The organism is Vibrio hepatarius (genome assembly GCF_001274785.1).
GTDB classification, from domain to species: domain Bacteria; phylum Pseudomonadota; class Gammaproteobacteria; order Enterobacterales; family Vibrionaceae; genus Vibrio; species Vibrio hepatarius.
The window spans coordinates 1-22,804 of record NZ_LHPI01000024.1 but is presented as its reverse complement, the minus strand read 5'-3'; the positions used below and the strand labels follow the sequence as shown (position 1 = coordinate 22,804).

Sequence of the window (22,804 nt, the reverse complement as noted above, 5' to 3'; positions counted from 1 at the left end):
CTTAGCCTCTAAACCACAGCATTTCTTTCATTCATGGTGATTTCTGGTATCTTCATTTTAGCTTTCAAAACGGCCAACGTTAGCGTGAAATCTCCCTACCTTACGCACATTTGTTGTGCCTTGTGGTTGAGTCTTTAAGAGGTACTAATGGCAACAATCTCAGATGTATCGCGTATTGCAGGCGTCTCTAAGGCAACGGTTTCCCGAGTGATCAATGGCACTGGACCGGTTAAACAGAGTACCCGAAATTTAGTCGAATCGGTCATGAAAGATCTCAAATACAAACCAAGCTCGGTAGCCCAAGCACTTGCAACCAGAAGTGGCAATAGCATCGGTTTAGTTTTGTCTGACTTTACCGGTAGTTACTTTGGTATCTTGCTAAAGCAGGCCTCGGTTAGCTCAGAGAAAATGGGCAAACAGCTGTTGATTGCCGACGGACACAACTTAGCAGAGCAAGAACTGGCAGCGGTTCATTCTTTAGTAGAAAAACGTTGTGATGTGATTGTTTTGTACAGCCGCATGCTAACGTCGGAACAAGTGATTGCGCTCAATCGCTCTATCGATATCCCACTGATCAATGTCGGACGTCAATTGCCACCCGAAGCAGGCTATTCGATTGCCTTCGACCAACAGCACGCGATCTCTATGGCTGTAGAACATTTGGTTGAACAAGGCCACCAGCGCTTGCTGTATTTAGGCCCAGAAGCAACGACCCCAACCTCAACCTCGCGCAAAGACGGTTTTTATCGCACCGCAGAAAAGTATCCTGAATTAATCGGCAACATTGCCCACCAGCCATGCGCATTTGGCTTTATTGAGGGTTATGAAGCCACTCAAGAATTGATTGCCAAAGGACTCGACTGCAGCGCAATCGTCGCGGGGGCCGATGACATCGCTATCGGTTGTATCAAAGCCCTTACTGAACATGGAATTGCAGTACCACAACAAATCTCAGTCATCGGTATAGACAACGACCCATGCAGCCCATTTATCACGCCTTCGTTAACCACGGTAGATATTCCGATCCAATCAATGATGGAGAGAGCGATGGAAGTCGCACAGAGTCTTGCAGAGAGTCAAACCTCTCCAGCATCAGAAGTGATTCAAGGCCAACTGATCATCCGTCATTCCACACAAAGCATCGCTTAATACACCCCTCGCCACGATCCATTGTGGCGAGTGACTCCAATCCTATTTCGATCATTCATGCTTCTCTTTGCTGTGCAAATTTTCGACACACTTAACACGATTGTTTAAAAAACGCTCTCCTCATGTGACTTAACATGCATAAGTGAAACCGGTTACAGAAACCGGTTACATTTTTATCTATAGTCAATGTTGTCTGATTAACATTGAGAGAATAACCATGAGAATTTTTCTATGCTGTGCTGCTGGCATGTCGACAAGCATGTTGGTCAATAAAATGGAACACGCTGCAAAAGAGAAAGGCATCGAGTGTACGATCTCCGCTCACTCGGTTGCGGAGTTTGAAGAATGCATTGTACAAAGTGACGTATGCCTCGTCGCACCACAAGTGAAGTTTAAGTACGAAGAGTTTAAGCAACGTGCCAACGAACTCGGTAAAGGCTGTGGTCTGATCGACATGATGAGTTACGGCATGTTGAAAGGTGATGTAGTTCTCGACCAAGCGATTGAATTGTACCAATCTCACCTCGGTATGGAGGCATAACAAAATGGCTTTATTCGATAAGGTGTTGGGCTTCGTCGAAAACTACGTCGCCCCTTTTGCTGGTAAGATTTCTGCTCAGCGTCATGTCAACGCAATCAAAGATGGCTTTGTCTCTACCATGCCGTTTCTGATCGTCGGTTCTCTGTTGTTGGTGCTGGCGTTTCCACCCTCAGAAGGCAATGCGTTTTTTGATGGATGGCACGCGCTAATCAACATGATTGGCAAAGATAACATCATGGCCCCTTTCCAACTCAGTATGGGAATCTTCGCCCTTTACGCGGCGTTTGGTATCGGCTTTAGCCTTGCTGAGTCATACAAACTCAGAGCGATGAATACTGGCATGCTCTCGATGTTCGCTTTTCTCCTCGCGGTCGCACCTATGGCATCGACCGACATTGGCAGCGCGCTACCCGGCGCTTTCCTCGGCGGGACAGGCGCTTTCACCGCGATTCTATGTGGTTTGCTGGTTCCAGAAATGCAGCGTTTGCTGATCAAATACAATGTGCGCATCAAAATGCCTGAAGCAGTACCGCCTAAAATTTCTGCTTCATTTGATTTGCTGATCCCTATCGTTTTTGTTTCCGTCATCGTGATGACCATCAACGTGGTACTAGCGGGTTACGACCTACAAATCCCAAGCGCGATCATGATGCTTTTCCAACCTTTAGTTGTCGCGTCAGACAGTTTTATCGCCTGTCTTATCGCGGTGTTGATTGTGCAAATCCTCTGGTTTAGCGGCATTCATGGCGGCTCCGTTGTCGGAGGCATCATCGGTCCAATGCTGCTTATCAACCTAGGCATGAACCAAGACGCTTTGGCGGCAGGTGAGCCACTCCCTGCGATTTTCATCAACCCTGTGATGGACTTCTTTATCTTTGTTGGCGGCGCAGGCGGTACATGGGGCTTAGTGGTTCTGATGATGCGCTCAAAAGCAACCCAGTTGAAAACCATCGGTAAGATGTCGATCATTCCAGGCACGTTCAATATCAACGAGCCAGTTATCTTCGGTACGCCGATCGTCATGAACCCGATCTACTTTATTCCTTGGTTGCTCGCTCCAACCATCAACACATCTATAGTTTGGCTGGCATTCAAAACTGGCTTTGTCGCAAAAATCATCGCCATTCCCCCTTGGACAATGCCAGCCCCTATTGGCGCCATCATTGCAACCAACTCAGGAACTGCCGCACTCGTCGTGCTAAGCAGTGTCTGTATCAGTGCCATGGTGTTTTATCCGTTCCTCAAAGTGCATGAGAAACAACTACTCGCGGAAGAAAAAGCTCAAGCAACCGCCGAAAACCAAAGCAATAAAGGTAAAACCTTAGAACAAGGAGTCGCGTAATGACGTTCGAAATCAACTCAAGTGCCGACATCAGTGAAGAGTTTCTGATGACGTTACTCTGCCAGGTTGGCGAAGCTCGAGCCGCGTTTATGGATGCGATGCGAGCAGCACGACGCGGCGAGTTTGAGCAAGCCCAAGCTCTAATGAAAACTGGTGACGAAGCCCTAGTCGCCGTGCACAAGTCGCAAACCTCATTGATAGGCTTCGACCAAGGCGAAGGGAAAGTCACTATGACCCTTATCCTGACCCACATCCAAGACCACATCATGACTACCATGCTGTGCCGCGAGATGGCAGAAGAAATCAACGAGATTCATCAAAAATTACAGAAGGTACTCGACCGTGAAAAAGCGCATATTTGATTACACCTCGGAAGACTTTCGCCACGCGAATCGTCAGCAAATCGTTGACAGTATCCGCCTGTCTGAAGGTCGTACGCTGATGGTTGAAAATGTTGTTGCGATAACGCCACCGATTGACGTAGTGTCCGGAGCGGAGATTGCTGCAGCCTTTGGCGCCGATATGATCACACTCAACTGCTTAGATGTCATGTCACCTAAGATTCGTGTCTTATCGGAAGACCCTGAAGCGTCAATGTCGATTGCACAGGTCAAAGAGGCGACCGGACGCTTGATCGGCTGTAACCTCGAACCCGTTCCTGCCGATGTGCAACATATCGATATTGGACGCACCGTGACGACACAAACCGTCGAAAAAGCGATCGAGCTCGGTTTGGATTACGTCATGCTCACGGGCAACCCTGGCAACTGCGTGACCCAAGAAACGATACTCGACGCAATCTCTTTGGTACGCAGTGTTTCACAGGAGATCATTATCGTCGCAGGCAAGATGCACGCTGGCGGCGTTGGGAATGACTACAACTTATCGATCGTGCCTGCATTTGCAGAAGCCGGCGCTGACATCATGATGTTCCCTGCGCCGTACACAACTCCTGGCGTGGATCCCTTGCTCGCCAAAGAGATGATGGCCGCGGTGCACAGCAGTGGCATGTTAGGTATGTTGGCAATAGGGACGTCACAAGAAGGGGCGACCGAGTCCTACATTGAGCAAGTCGCGATAGCGTCCAAAGCTGCGGGGGCGGATATTGTTCACATTGGTGACGGTGGCTACAGTGGCATCGCGCCACCAGAAAACATTCTTCATCTCGGCATCACGCTACGTGGCCGCAGACATCAATATAAACGCATGGCAAATCGCAGATAAATAACCTCTCAACTTGGCTAGTTTGGGCGTACAACGGAAGTTGGCGCCCTTTTTTCGTTTTCTGCGAACCACATGACCTAAAAACAAAAAAGTCCGGCAATGTGCCGGACTTTTTAGATTCGATTCAAACGGATTACTCAGCTTTTGACTGACGCTCCATAAAACCAAGCTTTTTCGCCACCCAAAGCAGCAAACCTAGGGTAATAAAGATCGCCAGCATATTTGAGCCCGCACCAGGATGCTGAGCTTTGATGAAGGCTGAATGGCCAAATGCGCCAACAAAGAAGCACGCCAGACCCACTAGAGGGATATCCTCTGATACAGGTTTGCTTAAATACTCTTGATAAAGCGCTTGTACAGAAAGCACTAACGCAATAAGTGGAAAAATTGAGAAAGAAACTTCGCTCATAGTTAGCCACGACAGCATTGCGTCGCCACACATACCAGCTATTACAGCCAGAACTAATGTTTTTGTCTCAGAACCACGATCAACTTGGTTTGTTTCGTTCGACATTAATCTATCCCACCTTTTAATCGGTTACGTTCACGTTCTTTGCGATACCAATAAGCCCCTTTGGCTATCACTCGCAATTGCAATATTAGACGCTCGGCGAGTTCATCGCGTGCGCGTGTTTCTAAATCTAAGGCTTCTGCACCAGAGCTGAAGACCAGAGTGACAGAGGCTTCTGCTTGTATAAACGCTTCTTCACGTGTCATCCCTGTGCCGATCAAATACTCGGTCAATTCCGCTGCGAAGTGTTGAATCTCTCTCGCGACCGCGGCACGAAACTCGGCAGAAGTGCCAGAGCGTTCGCGGAGCAACAATCGAAATACGTTAGGACTACTTTCGATGAATTCCATAAAAGTTTCAACCGAAGTCCGAATCACACTGCCTTCTTTGACAATGCGCTGACGAGCCTGACGCATCAACTGACGAAGGAGTAAACCACCCTCATCAACCATGGTTAAGCCTAGTTCATCCATGTCTTTAAAGTGACGATAAAAGGATGTTGGCGCAATCCCGGCTTCACGAGCAACTTCTCGTAAACTCAGGTTAGAGAAGCTTCTATCTGCGCTCAATTGGCTAAATGCAGCGTCAATCAAAGAGCGACGTGTCTTCTCTTTCTGCTGTGCACGGATTCCCATGGGTTTCATATCAACGGTTCTACTTCTTGTCTCGATAGACACTAATATACAACGATTGTCTTAGGTAAATAACCTAAAAATCTCCGACTGTGACTACCGAGAAGCAATTAAACTTAGTTAGTAGCAATTTTCAATCTTTTCGCCCTTAATTAGAGACACACAGCATACCCTTCATTGCATTTAGACGATTCTACGTGATCCGCTCGACTCTCTAGTGTGGTTTCCATTTACCGTCCTCTCGAATCAGTTAAAATCTCGCTAAAGCAATGTTAAGACTATATAACAAGGATAGAACTATGGCGGAGAGTAACCACTTTGATGTAATCGTTATTGGTAGTGGTCCCGGAGGTGAAGGGGCTGCAATGGGATTAACCAAAGCCGGTCTAAACGTCGCCATTGTGGAAAAAGAAAGTAGTGTCGGTGGTGGTTGTACTCACTGGGGAACCATTCCATCCAAATCACTACGTCACGCGGTGAGCCGCATTATCGAGTTCAACAGCAACCCGCTTTTCTGCAATAACAACACCAGCATCCATTCCACCTTCTCAAACATCCTCGGGCACGCGAAAACGGTCATCGATAAACAGACTCGTCTGCGCCAGGGATTCTACGACCGTAACCACTGCAGCATGATTTTCGGTATTGCACGCTTTACCGATAAGTACACTATTGCGGTGACGCAAAGCGACGGCACGGAAGAGTTGTACAGCGCTGACCGTTTCGTCATCGCAACGGGCTCACGCCCTTACCAACCACGTGATGTTGATTTCCTTCACGAACGTATCTACGACAGTGATTCGATCCTTAACCTCAAGCACGACCCTCGCCACATCATCATTTACGGTGCCGGTGTGATCGGCTGTGAGTACGCGTCTATCTTCCGCGGCTTAGGGGTGAAAACAGACTTAATCAATACTCGTGACCGTCTGCTGTCTTTCTTAGATAACGAGGTATCTGACGCGCTTTCTTACCACTTCTGGAACAGTGGCGTGGTGATTCGCAACGATGAAACCTACGAAAAGATTGAAGGTACTGATGATGGCGTTATCGTCCACCTACAATCGGGCAAGAAAATGAAAGCGGATTGCTTGCTGTATGCCAACGGTCGTACTGGTAACACAGACAGACTCAACTTATCAGCGGTAGGTTTAGAAAGTGACTCTCGCGGCCAACTGAAAGTAGACGGCAACTACCAGACAGAAGTTGAACACGTCTACGCTGTTGGTGACGTGATTGGTTACCCGAGCCTTGCAAGCGCGGCGTATGACCAAGGCCGTTTTGTTGCTCAGGCAATCACCAAAGGTCAGGCCGATGGTCACTTAATCGAAGACATCCCAACTGGCATCTACACCATTCCGGAAATTAGCTCTGTTGGTAAGACCGAGCAAGAGCTGACTGCAGCCAAAGTACCGTATGAAGTCGGACGCTCGTCGTTCAAACACTTGGCACGTGCGCAGATTGCAGGCAAAGATATCGGCAGTTTGAAGATTCTGTTCCACCGCGAGACCAAAGAGATCCTCGGTATTCACTGTTTTGGTGAGCGTGCCGCAGAAATCATCCACATCGGTCAGGCGATTATGGAACAAAAAGGCGAAGCAAATACGATTGAATACTTCGTCAATACCACGTTTAACTACCCAACCATGGCTGAAGCGTATCGCGTCGCCGCGTTGAATGGTTTAAACCGTTTGTTCTGATCAGCAAGCCAATAAAAAACCGCAGCCTAATCGCTGCGGTTTTTTGTTTCTTTCAACGTTATTTATTCAAATGCTTGGCGTGGAACGCTAAGTGCTCGTCAATAAAGCTCGAAATAAAGAAGTAGCTATGATCATAACCTGGTTGCATTCTCAGCTTCACGTCCGAGCCGTGCACTTGCGCCGCTGCGAGTAACGATTCGGGCTTCAGTTGCTCGACTAGGAATCCATCAGCGTCACCTTGGTCGACCAAAATCGGCAAGTCAGCTTTGGCATGCTTGAGTAACTCACTCGCGTCGTATTGCTGCCACGTCGTGAAGTCATTGCCCAAATAAGCATTAAACGCTTTTTGTCCCCAAGGGCACTGCATTGGGTTACAAATTGGGCTGAACGCTGAGATTGAGCGATACGCCGCTGAGTTTTTCAGACCTATGGTCAATGCGCCATGTCCACCCATGCTGTGACCAGACACCGATTTGTGCTCTGAAACCGGAAAGTTCGCTTCGATCAGTGCCGGTAATTCCTGCGTTACATAGTCGTACATATGGTAGTGACGCGACCAAGGCTGCTGCGTCGCATTGAGATAAAAGCCTGCGCCCTGACCTAAATCGTAGCCTTCATCATCGGCCACATCGTCGCCACGAGGGCTGGTATCTGGTGCAACAATCGCGATACCCAATTCTGCAGCCTTGCGAAATGCCCCCGCTTTCTGCATGAAGTTTTCATCGGTGCAGGTTAGCCCTGACAGCCAATACAGCACTGGTACAGGGTTTGACTTGGTTGCATTCGGCGGTAAAAAAATCGCAAAACGCATTGAGCAGTTGAGTACCGCAGAGTCGTGAGTATATTGCTTATGCCAACCACCAAAGACTTTGGCTTGGCTAACGTTTTCAATCGTCATGGTTTGTCCTCAAAGAAAAGTATCAAAGCAAGCTTTGGCTCCCATCACGAGAGCCAAAACGAATTACTTATCCATGTGAACAACAGAGCGGATACTCTTACCTTCGTGCATCAGGTCAAACGCTTTGTTAACGTCTTCTAAGCCCATGGTGTGAGTAATGAATTCTTGTAGGCCAAACTCGCCCGCCATGTAGCGATTCACAATCTCTGGCAACTCAGAACGACCTTTTACGCCACCGAATGCGCTGCCACGCCACACTCGACCCGTCACTAACTGGAATGGGCGTGTTGAGATCTCTTGGCCCGCACCGGCAACACCGATGATGACTGACTCACCCCAACCTTTGTGACAACATTCCAGCGCCTGACGCATCACGTTAACGTTACCGATACACTCGAACGAGTAATCCACACCGCCGTCGGTCATTTCAACGATCACTTCTTGGATTGGCTTGTCGAAGGTCTGTGGATTGATCACGTCAGTCGCACCAAGTTGTTTCGCTAGATCGAACTTGCTTTCGTTGATATCAATACCAATGATGCGGCTCGCGCCAGCCATGCGTGCACCGATGATCGCCGACAGACCAATACCACCTAGGCCGAAGATCGCCACTGTCGCGCCCTCTTCTACTTTAGCGGTGTTCAGTACTGCGCCCATACCGGTAGTGACACCACAGCCCAGTAGACACACTTCTTCCAGAGGCGCTTCTTTGTTGACTTTCGCCAGTGAGATTTCAGGCAAAACCGTGTACTCAGAGAAAGTCGAACAGCCCATGTAGTGATAAATCGTTTCGCCGTTGATAGAGAAACGGCTAGTCCCGTCTGGCATTAGACCTTTACCTTGGGTTTCACGTACCGCCTGACACAGATTGGTTTTACCTGACTTACAGAATTTACACTCACCACATTCAGCGGTGTAAAGCGGGATCACGTGGTCACCTACTTCTACACTGGTCACGCCCTCACCAACCATCTCAACGATGCCGCCGCCTTCATGGCCAAGGATCGCCGGGAAGATGCCTTCTGGATCGTCACCTGACAGAGTGAATGCATCAGTGTGGCAAACACCCGTCGCGACGATGCGAACTAACACTTCGCCTTTCTTTGGCAGTTCGACATCCACTTCTTCCATTTTCAATGGTTCGCCAGCCGCCCATGCAACCGCCGCTTTAGACTTAATCGACTTTTGACCTGGTTTAATATCAAGTGCCATTGGATTTTCCTTTTCAAACGTAGGGTTAGATATGACGCACGCTTTTGTCCACGCCTTATCTAAGTTGGTATAAGCGTAGCTGACGATCAATCTCATCGCTGCGTCGTTTTGTTGTTATTCATTTTAGGCACTTTCATATCGATGATAATCCCATCAAACTGAAAATGATTTTTACATATGCGTAATAATGAAAAACCGAGCGGTCTTCCAGCTCGGTTTTAAATGAGGATAAAGGTGAGAAATCGCTCGACTACGCGAGGAACGTTCCGCGGCGCCATTGATACTGCAACATCACGGCCAGAGTTATCCCTCTCATCGCCATAAAGCTCAGCATCGCCATCCACAGTGCGTGATTGCCCAGCCCTTCAGCAAGATAAAACACCGCGAAGAAGCTACAGGTAGAAAAGAACATACCATTGCGCATCTCGGGGCCTTTTGTCGCACCGATAAAAATCCCATCTAGCAAGAAGCACCACATAGAAACCAGCGGCATCGCCACTAGCCAAGGCAGGTATACCAGCGCCAACGAATGTACTGACGGAATATCGGTGATCAATCCGATCAGCGGCGATCCAAACAGCGCAAACAACAGCGTCAATATCGAGCAAATAATCAAACTCCAGAAAAACGTCCCCACGAGTGATTGGCTTAACTGTTGTCTGTCTTTAGCACCGATCGCTTTACCTACCATGGCTTCCATCGCGTAAGCAAAACCGTCCATGGCGTACGAAATCATCATCAGGAAACTCATCAGCACCGCATTGGCCGCGACGATTTCATCGCCAAAGCTCGCGCCTTGAAAGGTCATAAAGGTAAAAGCGGCTTGCAGGCAAAGTGAGCGCAGGAAGATATCCCGATTGAGTTTGACGAAGCGACTCAAGCCATGGCCGGTAGCTTTGAGAAGCTCAAGAGGCGAAGGAAGCTGGCTTTGAGCCCAAGTACGGCACACACACCAAAGGCCAAAGCTCATCCCAGTGTAGTCAGCAATCACAGACGCCAATGCCGCCCCTTCTACTTTCCAGCCTAAACCGATAACAAACAGAATATCGAGCACAATATTGGTCACGTTGGCGATGATCACCATCCACATCGGGGCTTTGGCATTTTGTGTCCCGAGCAACCATCCGAGCAAAACAAAGTTGATCAGTGCTGCTGGTGCGCTCCAGACCCGAATCGCAAAATATTGCTCACCGAAATTTTTCACTTCTTCACTGGCGTCGCTAAAGCTGAAGACCCAGTTGGCGACAAACGGATGAAGCAACAGAAACAGCGCTGCAAATCCGAGCGCCATTGTCATGCCCTGAGTCAATACCAACCCCAGTTGACGTTTGTCATCCGAGCCGTACGATTGCGCCGCCAATCCGGTGGTCGCCATACGCAGGAAACCCAACAACCAGAAAGAGACGCTTATCATGGTGCTACCAAGCGCCACACCGCCTAAGTACCAAGCGTGTTCAAGATGGCCGATCACCGCAGCATCCACTAAGCCTAATAGCGGTACAGTAATATTGGACAGCACCATAGGGATGGCGAGCAGAAGAACTCGCTTATGCAGTGCTTTATCGGAAAGAGTTTGAATTATTTGCACGTGACCACTCGCTTAAATTGCAAGCGGTCAGTGTACCGAGATCACCAGCGAAGCTGAACTACTACTGGCGTTAATCTTTGTCTCATCGGGTGGATCTTGGTTATCCAGCGCTGCCAAAGTTTCCAGCGACCACATTCTCGGTCGAGAGGCGAATAGGTTTTTACCCACCTTGCCCAAGGTAAGTAACCCAGCACCGCTTCTCTTGGTGCCTGATAACCGTGAGCATACTGAGCTGAACCCATTTTTTGTCCTAGCTTGGAGCTAGACAGGTCACCCGCAAGAACAATGCAGGCTCTGGCACTCTCAAAATGGCAACCTAACGCTTGGATAAATTTCGCGACTTGTCTTTCATTGCAGTCGAGCAACGCTAGCTCGCAAACAATCATCACGGGTGACTTGTCTGGAATCGGTAACGCATTCAACCAATCGAGTTCATTCACGCTGCCACACATATGGTGATAGCGTTCACTGCGATGGAAGAGTTTTTGACGCCACAATAAGTTCTCCGTGACATCCAACTCCAGCCAGTTGCAACGGCCATTATCCACGCGATAAAAACGCGTATCCAGTCCCGCTCCGACGTTAATGATCCAACCATCTGGATTGCGGCGAATAAACTGGGAAACTTGTTGGTCACAAAGCTGAGTTAAGGTGACGTGTAGGAGTTGCTTTTGATTGATGTCGCCCGCAAGGCATTCTGGGGCAAGCTGACAGCGTTGGCAGGCATACGCCGCGATTGGGTCATAAACCAAACCGTTATCAACGAGACTTTCTCGGCTACGAAGCCATAAAGGCTGCAATAGATTTGCAGGGATTTGATAGCGATGTTGAGCAATTTTGTGGCTAGCGACCATTATCATCTTCCTTTCATAGCGACAAAGAAGATGATAATGAATATCAATTACAACATCAAGATAAATGAGAATTTATCTCATGTGAAGAATTACATCCAATCGGTGTTGCGAATGATACCGACCGCAAGGCCTTCGATAGTCAGGTGCTGGCAAGTCAAGTCGACTTTGATTGGCTCAAACTCTTCGTTTTCTGCGTGAAGCAGGACGGTTGAGCCTTTACGCTCTAAACGTTTCACCGTGACGTCATCGTCAACGCGTGCAACAACCACTTGGCCATCACGTACGTCTTGAGTCTTATGCACTGCCAACAAATCACCGTCCATAATACCGATGTCTTTCATACTCTCGCCGTTTACGCGCAGCAGAAAATCAGCCTGAGGTTTAAACATACCAGGGTCAACTTGGTAATGAGTTTCAACATGCTCTTGCGCAAGGATAGGTTCACCTGCCGCGACTTGACCGATCAGCGGTAGACCTTCATCATTTGCTGCGTCTTCGAGCAAAATACGAATACCGCGCGATGCCCCCGGAATAATTTCAATCGCTTGTTTACGAGCAAGGGCTTTTAAATGTTCTTCAGCTGCGTTAGCAGAGCGGAAACCCAGTTCACGTGCGATCTCAGCGCGTGTTGGTGGCATCCCTGTGTCATCAATTTTACTTTTGATCAGATCAAATACTTGTTGCTGGCGTGGCGTTAACGGCTTCATAAGTCACCTGTCTTTTTATACAGTTAACTGTGAGTATATCCAGTAATCTGCAAAATGAAAAGACAATTGCTTATTTTTTGATTCGCCACCAATTTTTACCCAAGAAACAGTATTTCCAGCCAGACGTATCCGGTCACAAACATGGTAACCATGACCGCAGCGGAACCTAAATCTTTTGCTCTACCAGAGAGCTCGTGTTGCTCGCTACTGATACGGTCAATCGCAGCTTCGACGGCGCTATTGAGCAACTCCACCACCAAAACGAGCAGCACACTGGCGATCAGCAGGATGCGTTCAACCTGCGTCACGTCGAGAAAGCACGCCAGCGGAATCATGATCGTGGCCAACAGCAATTCTTCTTTAAATGCGGGCTCTGTTTGAAATGCGGCCTTCAAACCCTGACATGAATAGCGAATCGCGTTTCTTAGACGTTTAAAGCCATACAGTGATTTTCGTGACACTAGGATCTCTTTTTACGTTGATGATATGGATCAAATCCGACGACATTGATGCATTCATGTTCAATTATAAGTAAAAGGTTCGACCAGTTTCTGATATCCTTGCAACCCTAAAAATATCGGCTTGATGTGCGCGACTCTAAATGTGAGTAAACGCGACATGAATAAGCTATTTACTATTTTGAGGCTCAGAAGCTTTATGTCTTCCGGACAATCATTTTCTAGTTCATTACTAAAACTGCCACTCTCAGTGCTGGTAAAAGGAACCGCGATTCCTGCCAACCCGATTGACGACCTTAGTATTGATATCAATAAGCCCATTTTTTACGCACTGCCATACCGTTCTAACGTTGATTTAGTAACGCTGCAAAAGCAGGTTGTAGGCTTAGGTCTGCCTGACCCTTTTGAACCTGTTGAAATTAATGGTAAATCTTTTAAGCGTTTTGTCTTCACCACTTCACGCGAAACTGTGATGCGTAACGACCAAGACGTGCCAAGTGAATCTATTGCTCAGTTTTCTGAACTATTAGAGCTGCATAAATACGACTCTGAGTTGGACGTGCAAGTCATACCGACTACGGTATTGTGGGGACGCAAACCAGGTAAGGAGCACCAGAACAAGCCTTACTTGCAATCTCTCAACGGTCCGCAAAAAGCGAAAGCCGTTCTGTTATCAGGTCGTGACTGCTTAGTACGTATAAGCCCGGTAGTTTCGCTACGTTACATGGCGGACTCTCACGGCACCGACGCATCCATCGCTCATAAGCTGGCGCGCGTGGCTCGTATTCACTTCTCTCGTCAGAAGTTAGCGGCTTCAGGCCCGAACTTGCCGAGTCGTCAGGCGCTGTTCAAACGTCTGATGAAGTCTAAAGCGATCGAAAAAGTCATCGAAGATGAAGCGAAAGCGAAAAACATCTCGATTGAAAAAGCGCGCAAAGAAGCCCATGACATCATGGATGAAATTGCAGCTGACTTCTCTTACTCGCTAGTCAGAAGCGGCGACCGTGTGTTGGGTTGGCTGTGGAACCGAATCTATCAAGGTCTCAACATCAACAACGCGTCTACGGTACGTAAACTGGCGCAAGATGGTCACGAGATTGTGTACGTGCCGTGTCACCGCAGCCATATGGACTACTTGCTGCTTTCCTATGTGCTTTACCACGAAGGAATGGTGCCACCGCATATCGCCGCGGGGATCAACCTCAACTTCTTCCCTGCGGGACCAATTTTCCGTCGTGGTGGTGCGTTCTTTATCCGCCGTAGCTTTAAGGGTAACAAGCTTTACTCGACGATTTTCCGCGAGTACCTGGCGGAGCTGTTTGCCAAAGGCTACTCGGTTGAGTACTTCAGTGAAGGCGGCCGCTCTCGTACAGGTCGTCTACTACAGGCGAAGACCGGTATGCTGGCAATGACTATCCAAGCGATGTTGCGTGGTCTGAATCGTCCAGTGACCTTGGTGCCTGTTTACATCGGTTACGAGCACGTAATGGAAGTGGGTACTTACGCCAAAGAGCTACGCGGAAAGCGCAAAGAGAAAGAGAATGCTGGCCTAGTACTGCGCACAATTCGTAAACTGCGTAACTTCGGCCAAGGCTACGTAAACTTTGGTGAACCCATTCCGCTTAACCAATACCTCAACGAAAACGCGCCTGAGTGGACCAAAGATATCGACCCGATGGGTAGCAGCAAACCACAATGGCTCAACCCAGTGGTCAATAACCTAGCGACCAAGATGATGACGCACATCAACGACGCGGCAGCTGCAAACGCACTGACACTATGTGCGACTGCATTGCTGGCATCTCGCCAACGTGCGTTATCTCGCGATAGCCTGGTTAAGCAAATCGACTGCTACCTTGCACTGCTGCGTAACGTTCCGTACTCATCAACCTACACGGTACCGGAAGAAGACGCAGAAGCGCTGGTCAAACACGCGGAGTCATTGGATAAATTTGTGATCGAATCTGACAGCATGGGCGAGATTGTCTCACTTGACCGTAACCAGTCGATTTTGATGACGTACTACCGCAACAACATTATCCATCTGCTGGCGTTACCTTCGTTGATCGCTCAGATGCTCGTTCGCCATCAGCAATTGCCTCTAGCGCAAATCAAGCACAACGTGGCGCTAGTGTATCCGTTCTTAAAGCAAGAGCTGTTCTTGAGTATCGACGAAAGCAAGCTTGATGAGTTAACGGAATCGTATATCGAAGAACTTGCTCATCAAGGCATCGTCACAATCGACAGCGAAGAAAATGTCGCGATCAATCAATCCAATACTCAGGTACTGGTATTACTTGGTCGCACCATTACTGAAACTTTGCAACGTTACTCAATCGCCTTGAACCTGTTGGTAGCGAAGCCTGAGTTAGGCAAGTCGGACCTTGAACAAAAGAGTCAAGACATTGCCCAGCGCTTGGGTCGCCTGCACGGTATCAACGCACCTGAGTTCTTTGATAAAGGCGTGTTCTCAGCGATGTTTACCACGCTGAAACAACAAGCCTACTTAGATTCAGACGGCAACTGCGATACGCATAAGAGCAAAGCTCTGGCGGAGCTGCTCTACTCGATGCTCTACCCTGAAGTACTGCTGACAATTAAAGAAAGTATCTATCAGGCCACTGAGCTCGAAAGTAAATAAACAAAAAAGGGCATCCAGTGGATGCCCTTTTCGTTGGCTTCTATTTAAAGGAACGCGACCAATAGCCCTATTGCTATAATCATTCCAACGTAGTTGTTGTTGAGAAACGCTCTAAAACACAAGTCCCGTTCACGATGGCGAATCAGGTGTTGCTGAAATACAAACAGCGCGCCCGCCACCAGTAAGCTCCAGTAATAACTCGCGCCGAGTTGATACCAAATACCTAAATAAATCAGCATTGCCAGCGTGATCAATTGCAGCACACCGATGATCATCTTATCCAAGCGGCCGAACAGAATCGCGGTCGATTTAATCCCAATTTTAAGGTCATCATCGCGGTCAACCATCGCGTATTGCGTGTCGTAGGCAATGGTCCAAATCGCGTTGATGACAAACACAAACCACACCATCATCGGCAGTTCATTGGCTTGTGCCGCCCATGCCATTGGAATCGACCAACTGAAGGCCAAACCCAAAAACAGTTGCGGCAGATGGGTAAAACGCTTCATAAATGGGTAGATAAACGCAAGCACAATACCAGCAAAAGAGAGCTTGATCGTCAGTGGATTCATCGTCAGTACTAACAAAAATGACGCGATCCCCAAGACGAGAAACAAGGTGATCGCCTCTTTGGCACTCACGCGACCAGAAGGCAACGGACGTTGATGAGTGCGCTTAACGTGACCGTCCACCTTACGGTCCGCAAAATCGTTGATCACACATCCCGCCGCACGCATGAATATAACACCAAGAATAAACACCACCAGCACCTTGAGGTCTGGCAAGCCTTCCGCCGCTAAGATTAACGCCCAAAAAGTTGGCCACAACAAAAGCAAAGTGCCAATGGGCTTATCCATACGCATCAATTGCCAAAAAGCGCGAGCTTTATCAGCAGTCATTCATGTTCTCCTTGGTATACATAGGTGCGGTCGGTAAAAACAGTTCTGCCACCAGCATTGGCTTGTGGTTCATCCACAGCCTAGAACGACGCGCCAACATCTTTCCTTGTGGGGTTTCCGCCCAGCCTACCTGCAGTGCATCTCGCTTCACGTTCTCGGCGCTAAATACGGTTAATCCCAGTGGGATATCGCCCTGCTGCGACAAATCATATTGCTGATCTTGCATCGAAGATTGTGGAATAAGGGTGCGGCCTAATACCCAAGCTTCTCCGTCGCCTTTTAACACTACTTTTCGTAGCAGACACGATTCATTCGCCAATAACGCCACCTCTTGAGGGTTAAGCTTCTCGGCACGAACAATTTTATTGTGTAAAAGGTCGACCGTTAACTGCTGGCAATACGAGTTAAGCAGGCGTGATAACGACCCTTGTTCTTTTACCCATCGTTCAGCGTTCGGACTCGGAAAATTAAACTCTGCTGGATTTTGCCAATCCACTTGGCGCAGCGCAGATAAATAAAGCGCAATCGATTGATTCATACTAGTATTCAATAAGTCGCCTTATCGTCGTACAATAAAGCTTCGATTTGAAGTGTTAACCACCCCATCGAGTACTTAACGCATTTTTATTACAAATAGATGCTCTATTGTAACAAGACTCTGGCGATTCGAGTATCGTGATTGGAAGAAAGAAAAGTTATAAATATGATTAAACGTTACCTAGCCCAAATATTTGTCGTTTGGGCAATGTTGATTAGCCTTCCAGCGATGGCCGAGGAAGAGCAAGAGCCCAAGCTAGCTTACTTCACGCTTGAACCCGATTTAACCACTAACTTTTACACCAAAGGCAAGAAGCTCGGTTACATCCAAGTCCGTATTGATGTGATGGTGGCCAGCGAAGCCGACTTAGCCGTGATTGAACTGCACCAACCATTGATTCGTGATGCGGTGATTGAACTGCTGGGTCAGCAAAGCGAAGACACGATTACGTCACTCGCTGGGCGCGAAGATTTGCGCAAGACATTGGTTGAGTCACTGAACGCGACGTTACTGCCTGAAACGGGTAAAACCATCATCGCGGATTTACTCTTCACTAAGTATCTATACCAGTAACGTGCAGCAGTAATGTACAGCACGAATAAAAACAGCGGCTTGAGCCGCTGTTTTTTTTATCTGTGTTTCGCTTTACTGGCGTCGAGTAATCCCATCACAACACCCGACAGTAAACCGACCAAATGCGCGGTATTGGCAATTGCCATAAACGGTTGAAGAAAGCCAAGTACCAACCATACCAACATAAAACCGATGATAGGCTTTGGTATACTCAAACCGATCTGCGGCGCTTTGTAACCAAGCATCCATAGATAACCAACCAGCGCGTAAACCACGCCAGACAAGCCACCAAAATTAGCACCCTCTACCCAGAACTGTCCGGCACCAGAAAGCGCGGCTGACACCACAAACAACTGCACCAGCTTGCCAGTACCTAAACGTTGCTCGATATCTCCACCCAGTTGCCACCACCACAATAAGTTAAACGCGATGTGCATAACGGAGAAATGCAGCACAGCATGGCTGACCCAACGCCATAACTGCCATTCTTGGCTGGCAAATGCTGGGAAGTGAAGCAAGTTAAACACCGCATCACCGGCGCCGATTTGCAGCAAGATAAAGATCACTGCACACACAGCCATGACCGCCAATGTGAACACGCCCGCTTTGGCTTTCACCATCGCCAGCATACTCGGTGAACGATAGCTAAATTGACTAGTGCGCGTATCGGCCATATCCCAAGATGCAGCCTGATATTTCGTCGCGGTTGGGTTGGCCAAAAAGTGCTTGAGCTCGGCCTCTACTTCGACCTGGTGTTGCTCATCACTGAGCCATAAAGCAAACTGACCACCACCCTCTGGCATCATTTGAATATCAATATGACGCGACGCCATGTAATCGATAAATGCTTGCGCCATTCTCGGGTTCGCTAACGTGATCAGTCTTACCATAAAAATTACCTAAGGAGTGTTGGATTCAATCGGCAACTCAGCTCGCTGCCAAGCTTCAAAGCCACCATCCACACTATACACCTGCTCAAAGCCTTGGTTAACCAAATATTGAGCTGCACCTTGGCTGCTGATGCCGTGATAACACATCACCAAAACAGGCTGTTCGAATTCCACGTCGTTCATAAAGCTCACAATCGAATCATTGGTTAAGTGAAACGCCGACTTCGGGTGCGCAACGGCAAAAGATTGTGGGTCACGGATATCAACCAAACGCGCTTCGCCTTGTTCTAATAGGGCTTGTGCCGCGGTGACATCGATGTGTTGAAACTGGTCCATTTACTGTCTCTCTAGTACTTCATTATTTTGCTGGCATTGTAACCTATCCAATGCTCACAAAGTACACGGGGTTAATAAGGTTATCCACCAGCGTTTGAATTTTCACCATCTGTGGATAATTTTGTGGATAGCGTTGATAAAGTGGTTGTAGAAAATTAGATCTACTATATGTAGTGATGATCCTTATTTTTTTGTGTGTAATAGAAAAACTATCCCCACCGAAAAAGCACTGCTGATGCCTTTATTCACCCTGCTTTCTGACATATAGCGAATAAATTCCTCACAGAGTTACCCACAGGCAGGCGTACAAAAAACGATCCCACAAAGTCATCACAAACGTCTTTATCCGATCACAAACAAAAAAGCCGAGATCAAATGATCTCGGCTTTTTTAAATTTGATTTGGCGAAAGGTTTAGAAGTCGCCTACCGCTGTTTTCAGTTTCTTCATCGCGTTCTTTTCTAGCTGACGAATACGCTCTGCAGAAACACCGTACATTTCAGCCAACTCTTGTAGCGTCGCTTTGGTATCGTCTAACCAGCGAGAGCGAACGATATGTTGGCTACGGTCATCTAAGCTAGCCAGTGCTAGGCTCAGGCGATTATTAGTGTGCGCTTCCCAGTTCGCCGCTTCTACGCTCTCAGCGAGGTCAGAAGACTTGTCTTCCAAGTACAACATTGGCGCGGTGTATGAAGTACCAGTGTCATCGTCATCGGTTGGCATCTCGAATGTTGCATCTTGTGCTGCAAGACGAGATTCCATTTCACGCACTTCAGAAGGCTCTACACCCAGTTCTTTGGCAACGGTTTCGATTTCACCGTTGTTGAACCAGCCTAGACGCTTCTTCGACTTACGTAGATTAAAGAACAATTTACGCTGGGCTTTGGTGGTCGCAATTTTAACGATTCGCCAGTTACGCAATACGTACTCGTGAATCTCTGCTTTAATCCAGTGCACAGCAAATGACACAAGACGAACACCAACTTCTGGGTTGAAGCGTTTTACCGCTTTCATCAGACCGATGTTACCTTCTTGAACTAGGTCTGCCATTGGCAGGCCATAACCAGAATAACCACGTGCAACATGCACGACAAATCTCAGGTGCGAAAGGATCAGACCTTTTGCCGCCTCAATTTCACCGTCATAATGCAATCGTTCGGCGAGTTCACGCTCCTCATCAGCGGTCAGCATTGGATAGCTGTTCACTGTGCGGATATAGCTGTCTAGGCTATCTTGTGTAACTACTGCCATTGGATACGCTTGGTTAGCCATTCAATTCCTCATCAATCTCTGATCTGGAGTATTTTTAACCCATCAATCTTGAACCTAAAATGAACACGATTCAAGCAGGGAAAGTAATTATGCATAAACAAACTGTTTACACAAGTGAGAAGTATACGGTAGCGTCTACTTTTTTCAATAGTATGACAAGCCCAAATTAAACTGGTTCAATTTCTTTTAAATGGCGTTGTGCAGAGACTCGCGCCGCTAGGCAACCTAAGAAAGTACCGAGCATCAGCAGCAGCAAGCTTTCGTCCCAACTCAAACCAATCAATCGGAAGCGACTATCATAAAGCAATGCCAGCTTCTCAACACTGTGGTTAAGTAGAATTGTGATAACCGCTGTAACAATCCACGCAAACAGTGCACCCAACAGACCAAACCACATTCCCGAGTATAGATACGGACGCAAAATATAGCTGTCGGTGGCACCAATTAGCTTCATGGTTTGGATCTCGTCTTTGTTTGCCAAGACGTTAAAGCGCAAGGTGTTGCCGACAATCAAAAAGACCGAACCTAGCATCAAAATCGATAACGTCACCACGATACCGCCGACAAGGTTTTTGATTGCATCGAGTCGCGTCAGCCAGTCTTCGTCTAAGCGCACATCGGTAATGTCCTGCTCTGCACGTACTTTTGTTGCAAGCTGTTTTATCGCCTGATTGTCTTCTGTGCTCGGGGTAATAATCAGCACCCCAGGCAGAGCGTAGTCATCGAGTAAAGAGATCGCGCGGTCAAAGCCAGAATATTGGCTTAGGTCATCCAAACCTTGCTGCGGCGAAATGTATTCAACTTTCGCGACTTCCGGCAAACTCTCCAGTTCATCTTTGATCACCATGATGCGCGCTTCAGGCGTTTGCTCAGCAATATAACCACTGACTTGCGAAGGGCTAGTCACGTGCTCAGAGGCAACCGAAAGGTTTTTACCCAGCAGATATAACGCCGCAGGCATCGCCAACGCCATTGAAATCACAGCCAAGGTTAAGATGTTGCCAAGCGGGCGTACCATCAAAGCTTGTAACGAGGCTTTCGCCTGCTTGTAGTGTACTTTTAGGTAGCTATCTCGCTTCACTCGCGTAGCAGCACGCTTGGGTGCGGCTTTGGTTTGGCGCTTACGCACATTAACGACCATAGTCTTCTACCTCACTCAAAAAGCCTTGGTTAAGCTCAAAATGGCGATACTGTGGGCGAGTGTTCACTAACTCGATGTCGTGCGTGGCTAAAAGGATCGTCACGCCAGCTCGGTTAAATTCTTCAAACAGATTCAACGCACGCGTCGATAGCTCTGGGTCAAGGTTACCGGTCGGTTCATCGGCTAAAAGCAAAGTTGGACGGTTCACCACCGCACGAGCGATACCGACACGCTGCTGCTCACCACCGGAAAGCTGGCTCGGCAGACATTTGGCTTTATCAAGCAAGCCAGTTTTATCTAATGCCGCGCTAACACGACGTTTGATTTCGTTTTCAGGCACCGACTCAATACGCATCGGCAATGCAACGTTGTCGTACACCGAGCGGTCCATCAACAAACGGTGATCCTGAAACACAATACCGATATTGCGGCGCAAAAACGGAATGTCTTTGTTAGAGATTCGGGTGATGTCGTGCTCGTTAAAGCTGATTTTGCCGTCGGTAGGACGCTCAATCGCACAAATTAACTTCAGTAACGTACTTTTACCCGCACCAGAGTGACCGCCTAAAAAGGCCATCTCACCACGACGGAGGTGAAAGTCGACTTTTTGCAATGCTTGTCGACCACCACGGTACGCTTTACTTACTTGCTGAAACTTTATCACCCGTCTTTCCTCTTACCGAGTCGCGATTAGTCTTCGCGGCTAAACAGTGCTTCAATAAACTCTTGTGTTTCAAATGGACGTAAATCGTCGATACCTTCGCCGACACCAATGTAACGAATTGGAATCTGAAACTGATCCGCTAGCGCGAAAATAACGCCACCTTTAGCGGTACCATCCAACTTCGTCAATGTGATACCGGTAAGAGGCGCTACATCACTGAATAATTTCGCTTGGCTGATCGCGTTCTGACCTGTCCCCGCATCCAGCGTTAGCATGATTTCATGCGGCGCAGAGTCGTCAACTTTCTTCATTACGCGGACAATCTTGCGCAGCTCTTCCATTAGGTTGGACTTGTTTTGCAAACGACCCGCAGTATCGGCAATCACAACATCAACACCTTTTGCTTTGGCAGATTCGATCGCATCATAGATCACCGACGCACTATCCGCGCCAGTGTGCTGAGCGATCACAGGTACGTTGTTACGCTCACCCCAAACCTGTAGCTGTTCTACCGCCGCAGCGCGGAACGTATCGCCCGCTGCCAACATTACTGATTTACCTTCAGCCTGGAACTGCTTCGCGAGCTTACCGATAGTGGTGGTTTTACCCACGCCGTTCACACCGACCATCAGAATCACATAAGGCGTTCTGTTGCTGTCGATTTCTAGTGGTTGTTCCACTTTTGAGAGGATTTCTGCCATCTCTTCTTTCAGCAGACCGTACAGAGCTTCGCCATCTTTAAGCTGCTGACGCGATGCTTTCTCGGTCAGGTTCTCAATAATCTTGAGTGTGGTATCCATGCCCACATCGGCAATAAGCAGTTGCTCTTCCAACTCTTCAAACAGATCATCATCGATCTGCTTACCTTTAAATAAGCCAAAGAAACCCGCGCCGATATTGGCTTTAGTACGAGCAAGGCTACGCTTTAAGCGGGCAAAGAAACTTTCGGTTGGCTTTTCCTGCTCGACCACACGTGGCTCGGGAGCTGGTTGTGGCTGGGCTGGTTCCTCAACCACTTCTGCTTCTGCTTCTGCT

The 22,804-nt window shown here is 48.1% G+C and carries 24 protein-coding genes; 8 read left to right on the top strand and 16 right to left on the bottom strand.

Going from position 1 to position 22,804, the window contains the following annotated elements; all coding sequences use genetic code 11:
- Positions 1–147: 147 nt before the first annotated feature.
- From AKJ31_RS19450 to AKJ31_RS19430, 5 genes are all read left to right on the top strand, one after another.
- A complete protein-coding gene (locus AKJ31_RS19450) occupies positions 148–1,149 on the top strand; it encodes a LacI family DNA-binding transcriptional regulator (protein WP_053410696.1) in 1,002 nt (333 codons plus the stop codon).
- Positions 1,150–1,366: 217 nt separating this feature from the next.
- Complete coding sequence (locus tag AKJ31_RS19445) at positions 1,367–1,690, top strand: PTS sugar transporter subunit IIB (protein WP_053410695.1); 324 nt, start codon at positions 1,367–1,369, stop codon at positions 1,688–1,690.
- A gap of 4 nt (positions 1,691–1,694) precedes the next feature.
- Positions 1,695–3,032 carry a PTS sugar transporter subunit IIC gene (locus AKJ31_RS19440; protein WP_053410694.1) on the top strand — a complete coding sequence of 446 codons (1,338 nt, stop codon included), beginning with the start codon at positions 1,695–1,697 and terminating at the stop codon, positions 3,030–3,032.
- Complete coding sequence (locus AKJ31_RS19435; protein WP_053410693.1) at positions 3,032–3,394, top strand: PTS lactose/cellobiose transporter subunit IIA; 363 nt, start codon at positions 3,032–3,034, stop codon at positions 3,392–3,394. Before AKJ31_RS19440 ends, AKJ31_RS19435 begins: the two co-directional genes overlap by 1 nt.
- Complete coding sequence (locus tag AKJ31_RS19430; RefSeq protein WP_053410692.1) at positions 3,375–4,256, top strand: DUF7916 family protein; 882 nt, start codon at positions 3,375–3,377, stop codon at positions 4,254–4,256. Before AKJ31_RS19435 ends, AKJ31_RS19430 begins: the two co-directional genes overlap by 20 nt.
- Positions 4,257–4,389: 133 nt before the next feature.
- Here AKJ31_RS19430 and AKJ31_RS19425 read toward each other — a convergent pair whose 3' ends face one another.
- Together AKJ31_RS19425 and fabR are read right to left on the bottom strand one after the other, a co-directional pair.
- Positions 4,390–4,770: a YijD family membrane protein gene (locus tag AKJ31_RS19425; protein WP_053410691.1), complete on the bottom strand. Its 381-nt coding sequence runs from the start codon at positions 4,768–4,770 to the stop codon at positions 4,390–4,392.
- Positions 4,770–5,411, bottom strand: coding sequence for an HTH-type transcriptional repressor FabR (gene fabR / locus AKJ31_RS19420; protein ID WP_053410690.1), 642 nt, complete (start codon positions 5,409–5,411; stop codon positions 4,770–4,772). The genes AKJ31_RS19425 and fabR overlap by 1 nt, the downstream gene beginning before the upstream one ends.
- A gap of 257 nt (positions 5,412–5,668) precedes the next feature.
- Here fabR and sthA point away from each other — a divergent pair, with 257 nt between their 5' ends.
- Entirely contained in the window at positions 5,669–7,099 is a 1,431-nt protein-coding gene (sthA, locus tag AKJ31_RS19415) for a Si-specific NAD(P)(+) transhydrogenase (RefSeq protein ID WP_072161403.1), read from the top strand.
- Positions 7,100–7,157: 58 nt separating this feature from the next.
- Here sthA and fghA read toward each other — a convergent pair whose 3' ends face one another.
- From fghA to AKJ31_RS19385, 6 genes are all read right to left on the bottom strand, one after another.
- The gene (fghA, locus tag AKJ31_RS19410) at positions 7,158–7,997 is read right to left on the bottom strand and encodes an S-formylglutathione hydrolase (RefSeq protein ID WP_053410688.1); all 840 of its coding nucleotides are present in this window, start codon (positions 7,995–7,997) and stop codon (positions 7,158–7,160) included.
- 63 nt (positions 7,998–8,060) lie between these two features.
- Entirely contained in the window at positions 8,061–9,209 is a 1,149-nt protein-coding gene (locus AKJ31_RS19405; protein ID WP_053410687.1) for an S-(hydroxymethyl)glutathione dehydrogenase/class III alcohol dehydrogenase, read from the bottom strand.
- A gap of 250 nt (positions 9,210–9,459) precedes the next feature.
- Positions 9,460–10,797, bottom strand: a complete 1,338-nt coding sequence (gene dinF, locus AKJ31_RS19400) for an MATE family efflux transporter DinF (protein ID WP_053410686.1) — start codon at positions 10,795–10,797, stop codon at positions 9,460–9,462.
- 41 nt (positions 10,798–10,838) lie between these two features.
- Positions 10,839–11,651 carry a class I SAM-dependent methyltransferase gene (locus AKJ31_RS19395; protein WP_053410685.1) on the bottom strand — a complete coding sequence of 271 codons (813 nt, stop codon included), beginning with the start codon at positions 11,649–11,651 and terminating at the stop codon, positions 10,839–10,841.
- Between the two features lie 89 nt (positions 11,652–11,740).
- Positions 11,741–12,358 carry a transcriptional repressor LexA gene (lexA, locus tag AKJ31_RS19390; protein WP_053410684.1) on the bottom strand — a complete coding sequence of 206 codons (618 nt, stop codon included), beginning with the start codon at positions 12,356–12,358 and terminating at the stop codon, positions 11,741–11,743.
- A gap of 95 nt (positions 12,359–12,453) precedes the next feature.
- Complete coding sequence (locus AKJ31_RS19385; protein ID WP_053410683.1) at positions 12,454–12,819, bottom strand: diacylglycerol kinase; 366 nt, start codon at positions 12,817–12,819, stop codon at positions 12,454–12,456.
- A 196-nt stretch (positions 12,820–13,015) separates the two neighbouring features.
- Here AKJ31_RS19385 and plsB point away from each other — a divergent pair, with 196 nt between their 5' ends.
- Positions 13,016–15,457: a glycerol-3-phosphate 1-O-acyltransferase PlsB gene (gene plsB / locus AKJ31_RS19380; protein WP_157052404.1), complete on the top strand. Its 2,442-nt coding sequence runs from the start codon at positions 13,016–13,018 to the stop codon at positions 15,455–15,457.
- Positions 15,458–15,501: 44 nt separating this feature from the next.
- Here plsB and ubiA read toward each other — a convergent pair whose 3' ends face one another.
- Entirely contained in the window at positions 15,502–16,356 is an 855-nt protein-coding gene (ubiA, locus tag AKJ31_RS19375) for a 4-hydroxybenzoate octaprenyltransferase (protein WP_053410681.1), read from the bottom strand.
- Positions 16,346–16,894, bottom strand: coding sequence for a chorismate lyase (locus AKJ31_RS19370; protein WP_053410680.1), 549 nt, complete (start codon positions 16,892–16,894; stop codon positions 16,346–16,348). Before AKJ31_RS19370 ends, ubiA begins: the two co-directional genes overlap by 11 nt.
- 165 nt (positions 16,895–17,059) lie before the next feature.
- Here AKJ31_RS19370 and AKJ31_RS19365 point away from each other — a divergent pair, with 165 nt between their 5' ends.
- Positions 17,060–17,467 carry a flagellar basal body-associated protein FliL gene (locus AKJ31_RS19365; RefSeq protein WP_053410679.1) on the top strand — a complete coding sequence of 136 codons (408 nt, stop codon included), beginning with the start codon at positions 17,060–17,062 and terminating at the stop codon, positions 17,465–17,467.
- A 56-nt stretch (positions 17,468–17,523) separates the two neighbouring features.
- Here the strand turns inward: AKJ31_RS19365 and glpG are convergent, their stop codons facing one another.
- From glpG to ftsY, 6 genes are all read right to left on the bottom strand, one after another.
- Positions 17,524–18,357: a rhomboid family intramembrane serine protease GlpG gene (gene glpG, locus AKJ31_RS19360; RefSeq protein WP_053410678.1), complete on the bottom strand. Its 834-nt coding sequence runs from the start codon at positions 18,355–18,357 to the stop codon at positions 17,524–17,526.
- Between the two features lie 9 nt (positions 18,358–18,366).
- Complete coding sequence (gene glpE, locus AKJ31_RS19355; protein ID WP_053410677.1) at positions 18,367–18,693, bottom strand: thiosulfate sulfurtransferase GlpE; 327 nt, start codon at positions 18,691–18,693, stop codon at positions 18,367–18,369.
- Between the two features lie 413 nt (positions 18,694–19,106).
- A complete protein-coding gene (gene rpoH, locus AKJ31_RS19350) occupies positions 19,107–19,964 on the bottom strand; it encodes an RNA polymerase sigma factor RpoH (RefSeq protein ID WP_053410676.1) in 858 nt (285 codons plus the stop codon).
- Between the two features lie 166 nt (positions 19,965–20,130).
- Positions 20,131–21,105 (bottom strand): permease-like cell division protein FtsX, encoded by a 975-nt coding sequence (ftsX, locus tag AKJ31_RS19345; RefSeq protein WP_053410675.1) that lies wholly within the window; start codon positions 21,103–21,105, stop codon positions 20,131–20,133.
- Entirely contained in the window at positions 21,095–21,769 is a 675-nt protein-coding gene (gene ftsE / locus AKJ31_RS19340) for a cell division ATP-binding protein FtsE (RefSeq protein ID WP_053410674.1), read from the bottom strand. The genes ftsX and ftsE overlap by 11 nt, the downstream gene beginning before the upstream one ends.
- 26 nt (positions 21,770–21,795) lie before the next feature.
- Positions 21,796–22,804: signal recognition particle-docking protein FtsY (gene ftsY / locus AKJ31_RS19335; RefSeq protein ID WP_053410673.1), on the bottom strand; the 1,009-nt coding region annotated here is incomplete at its 5' end.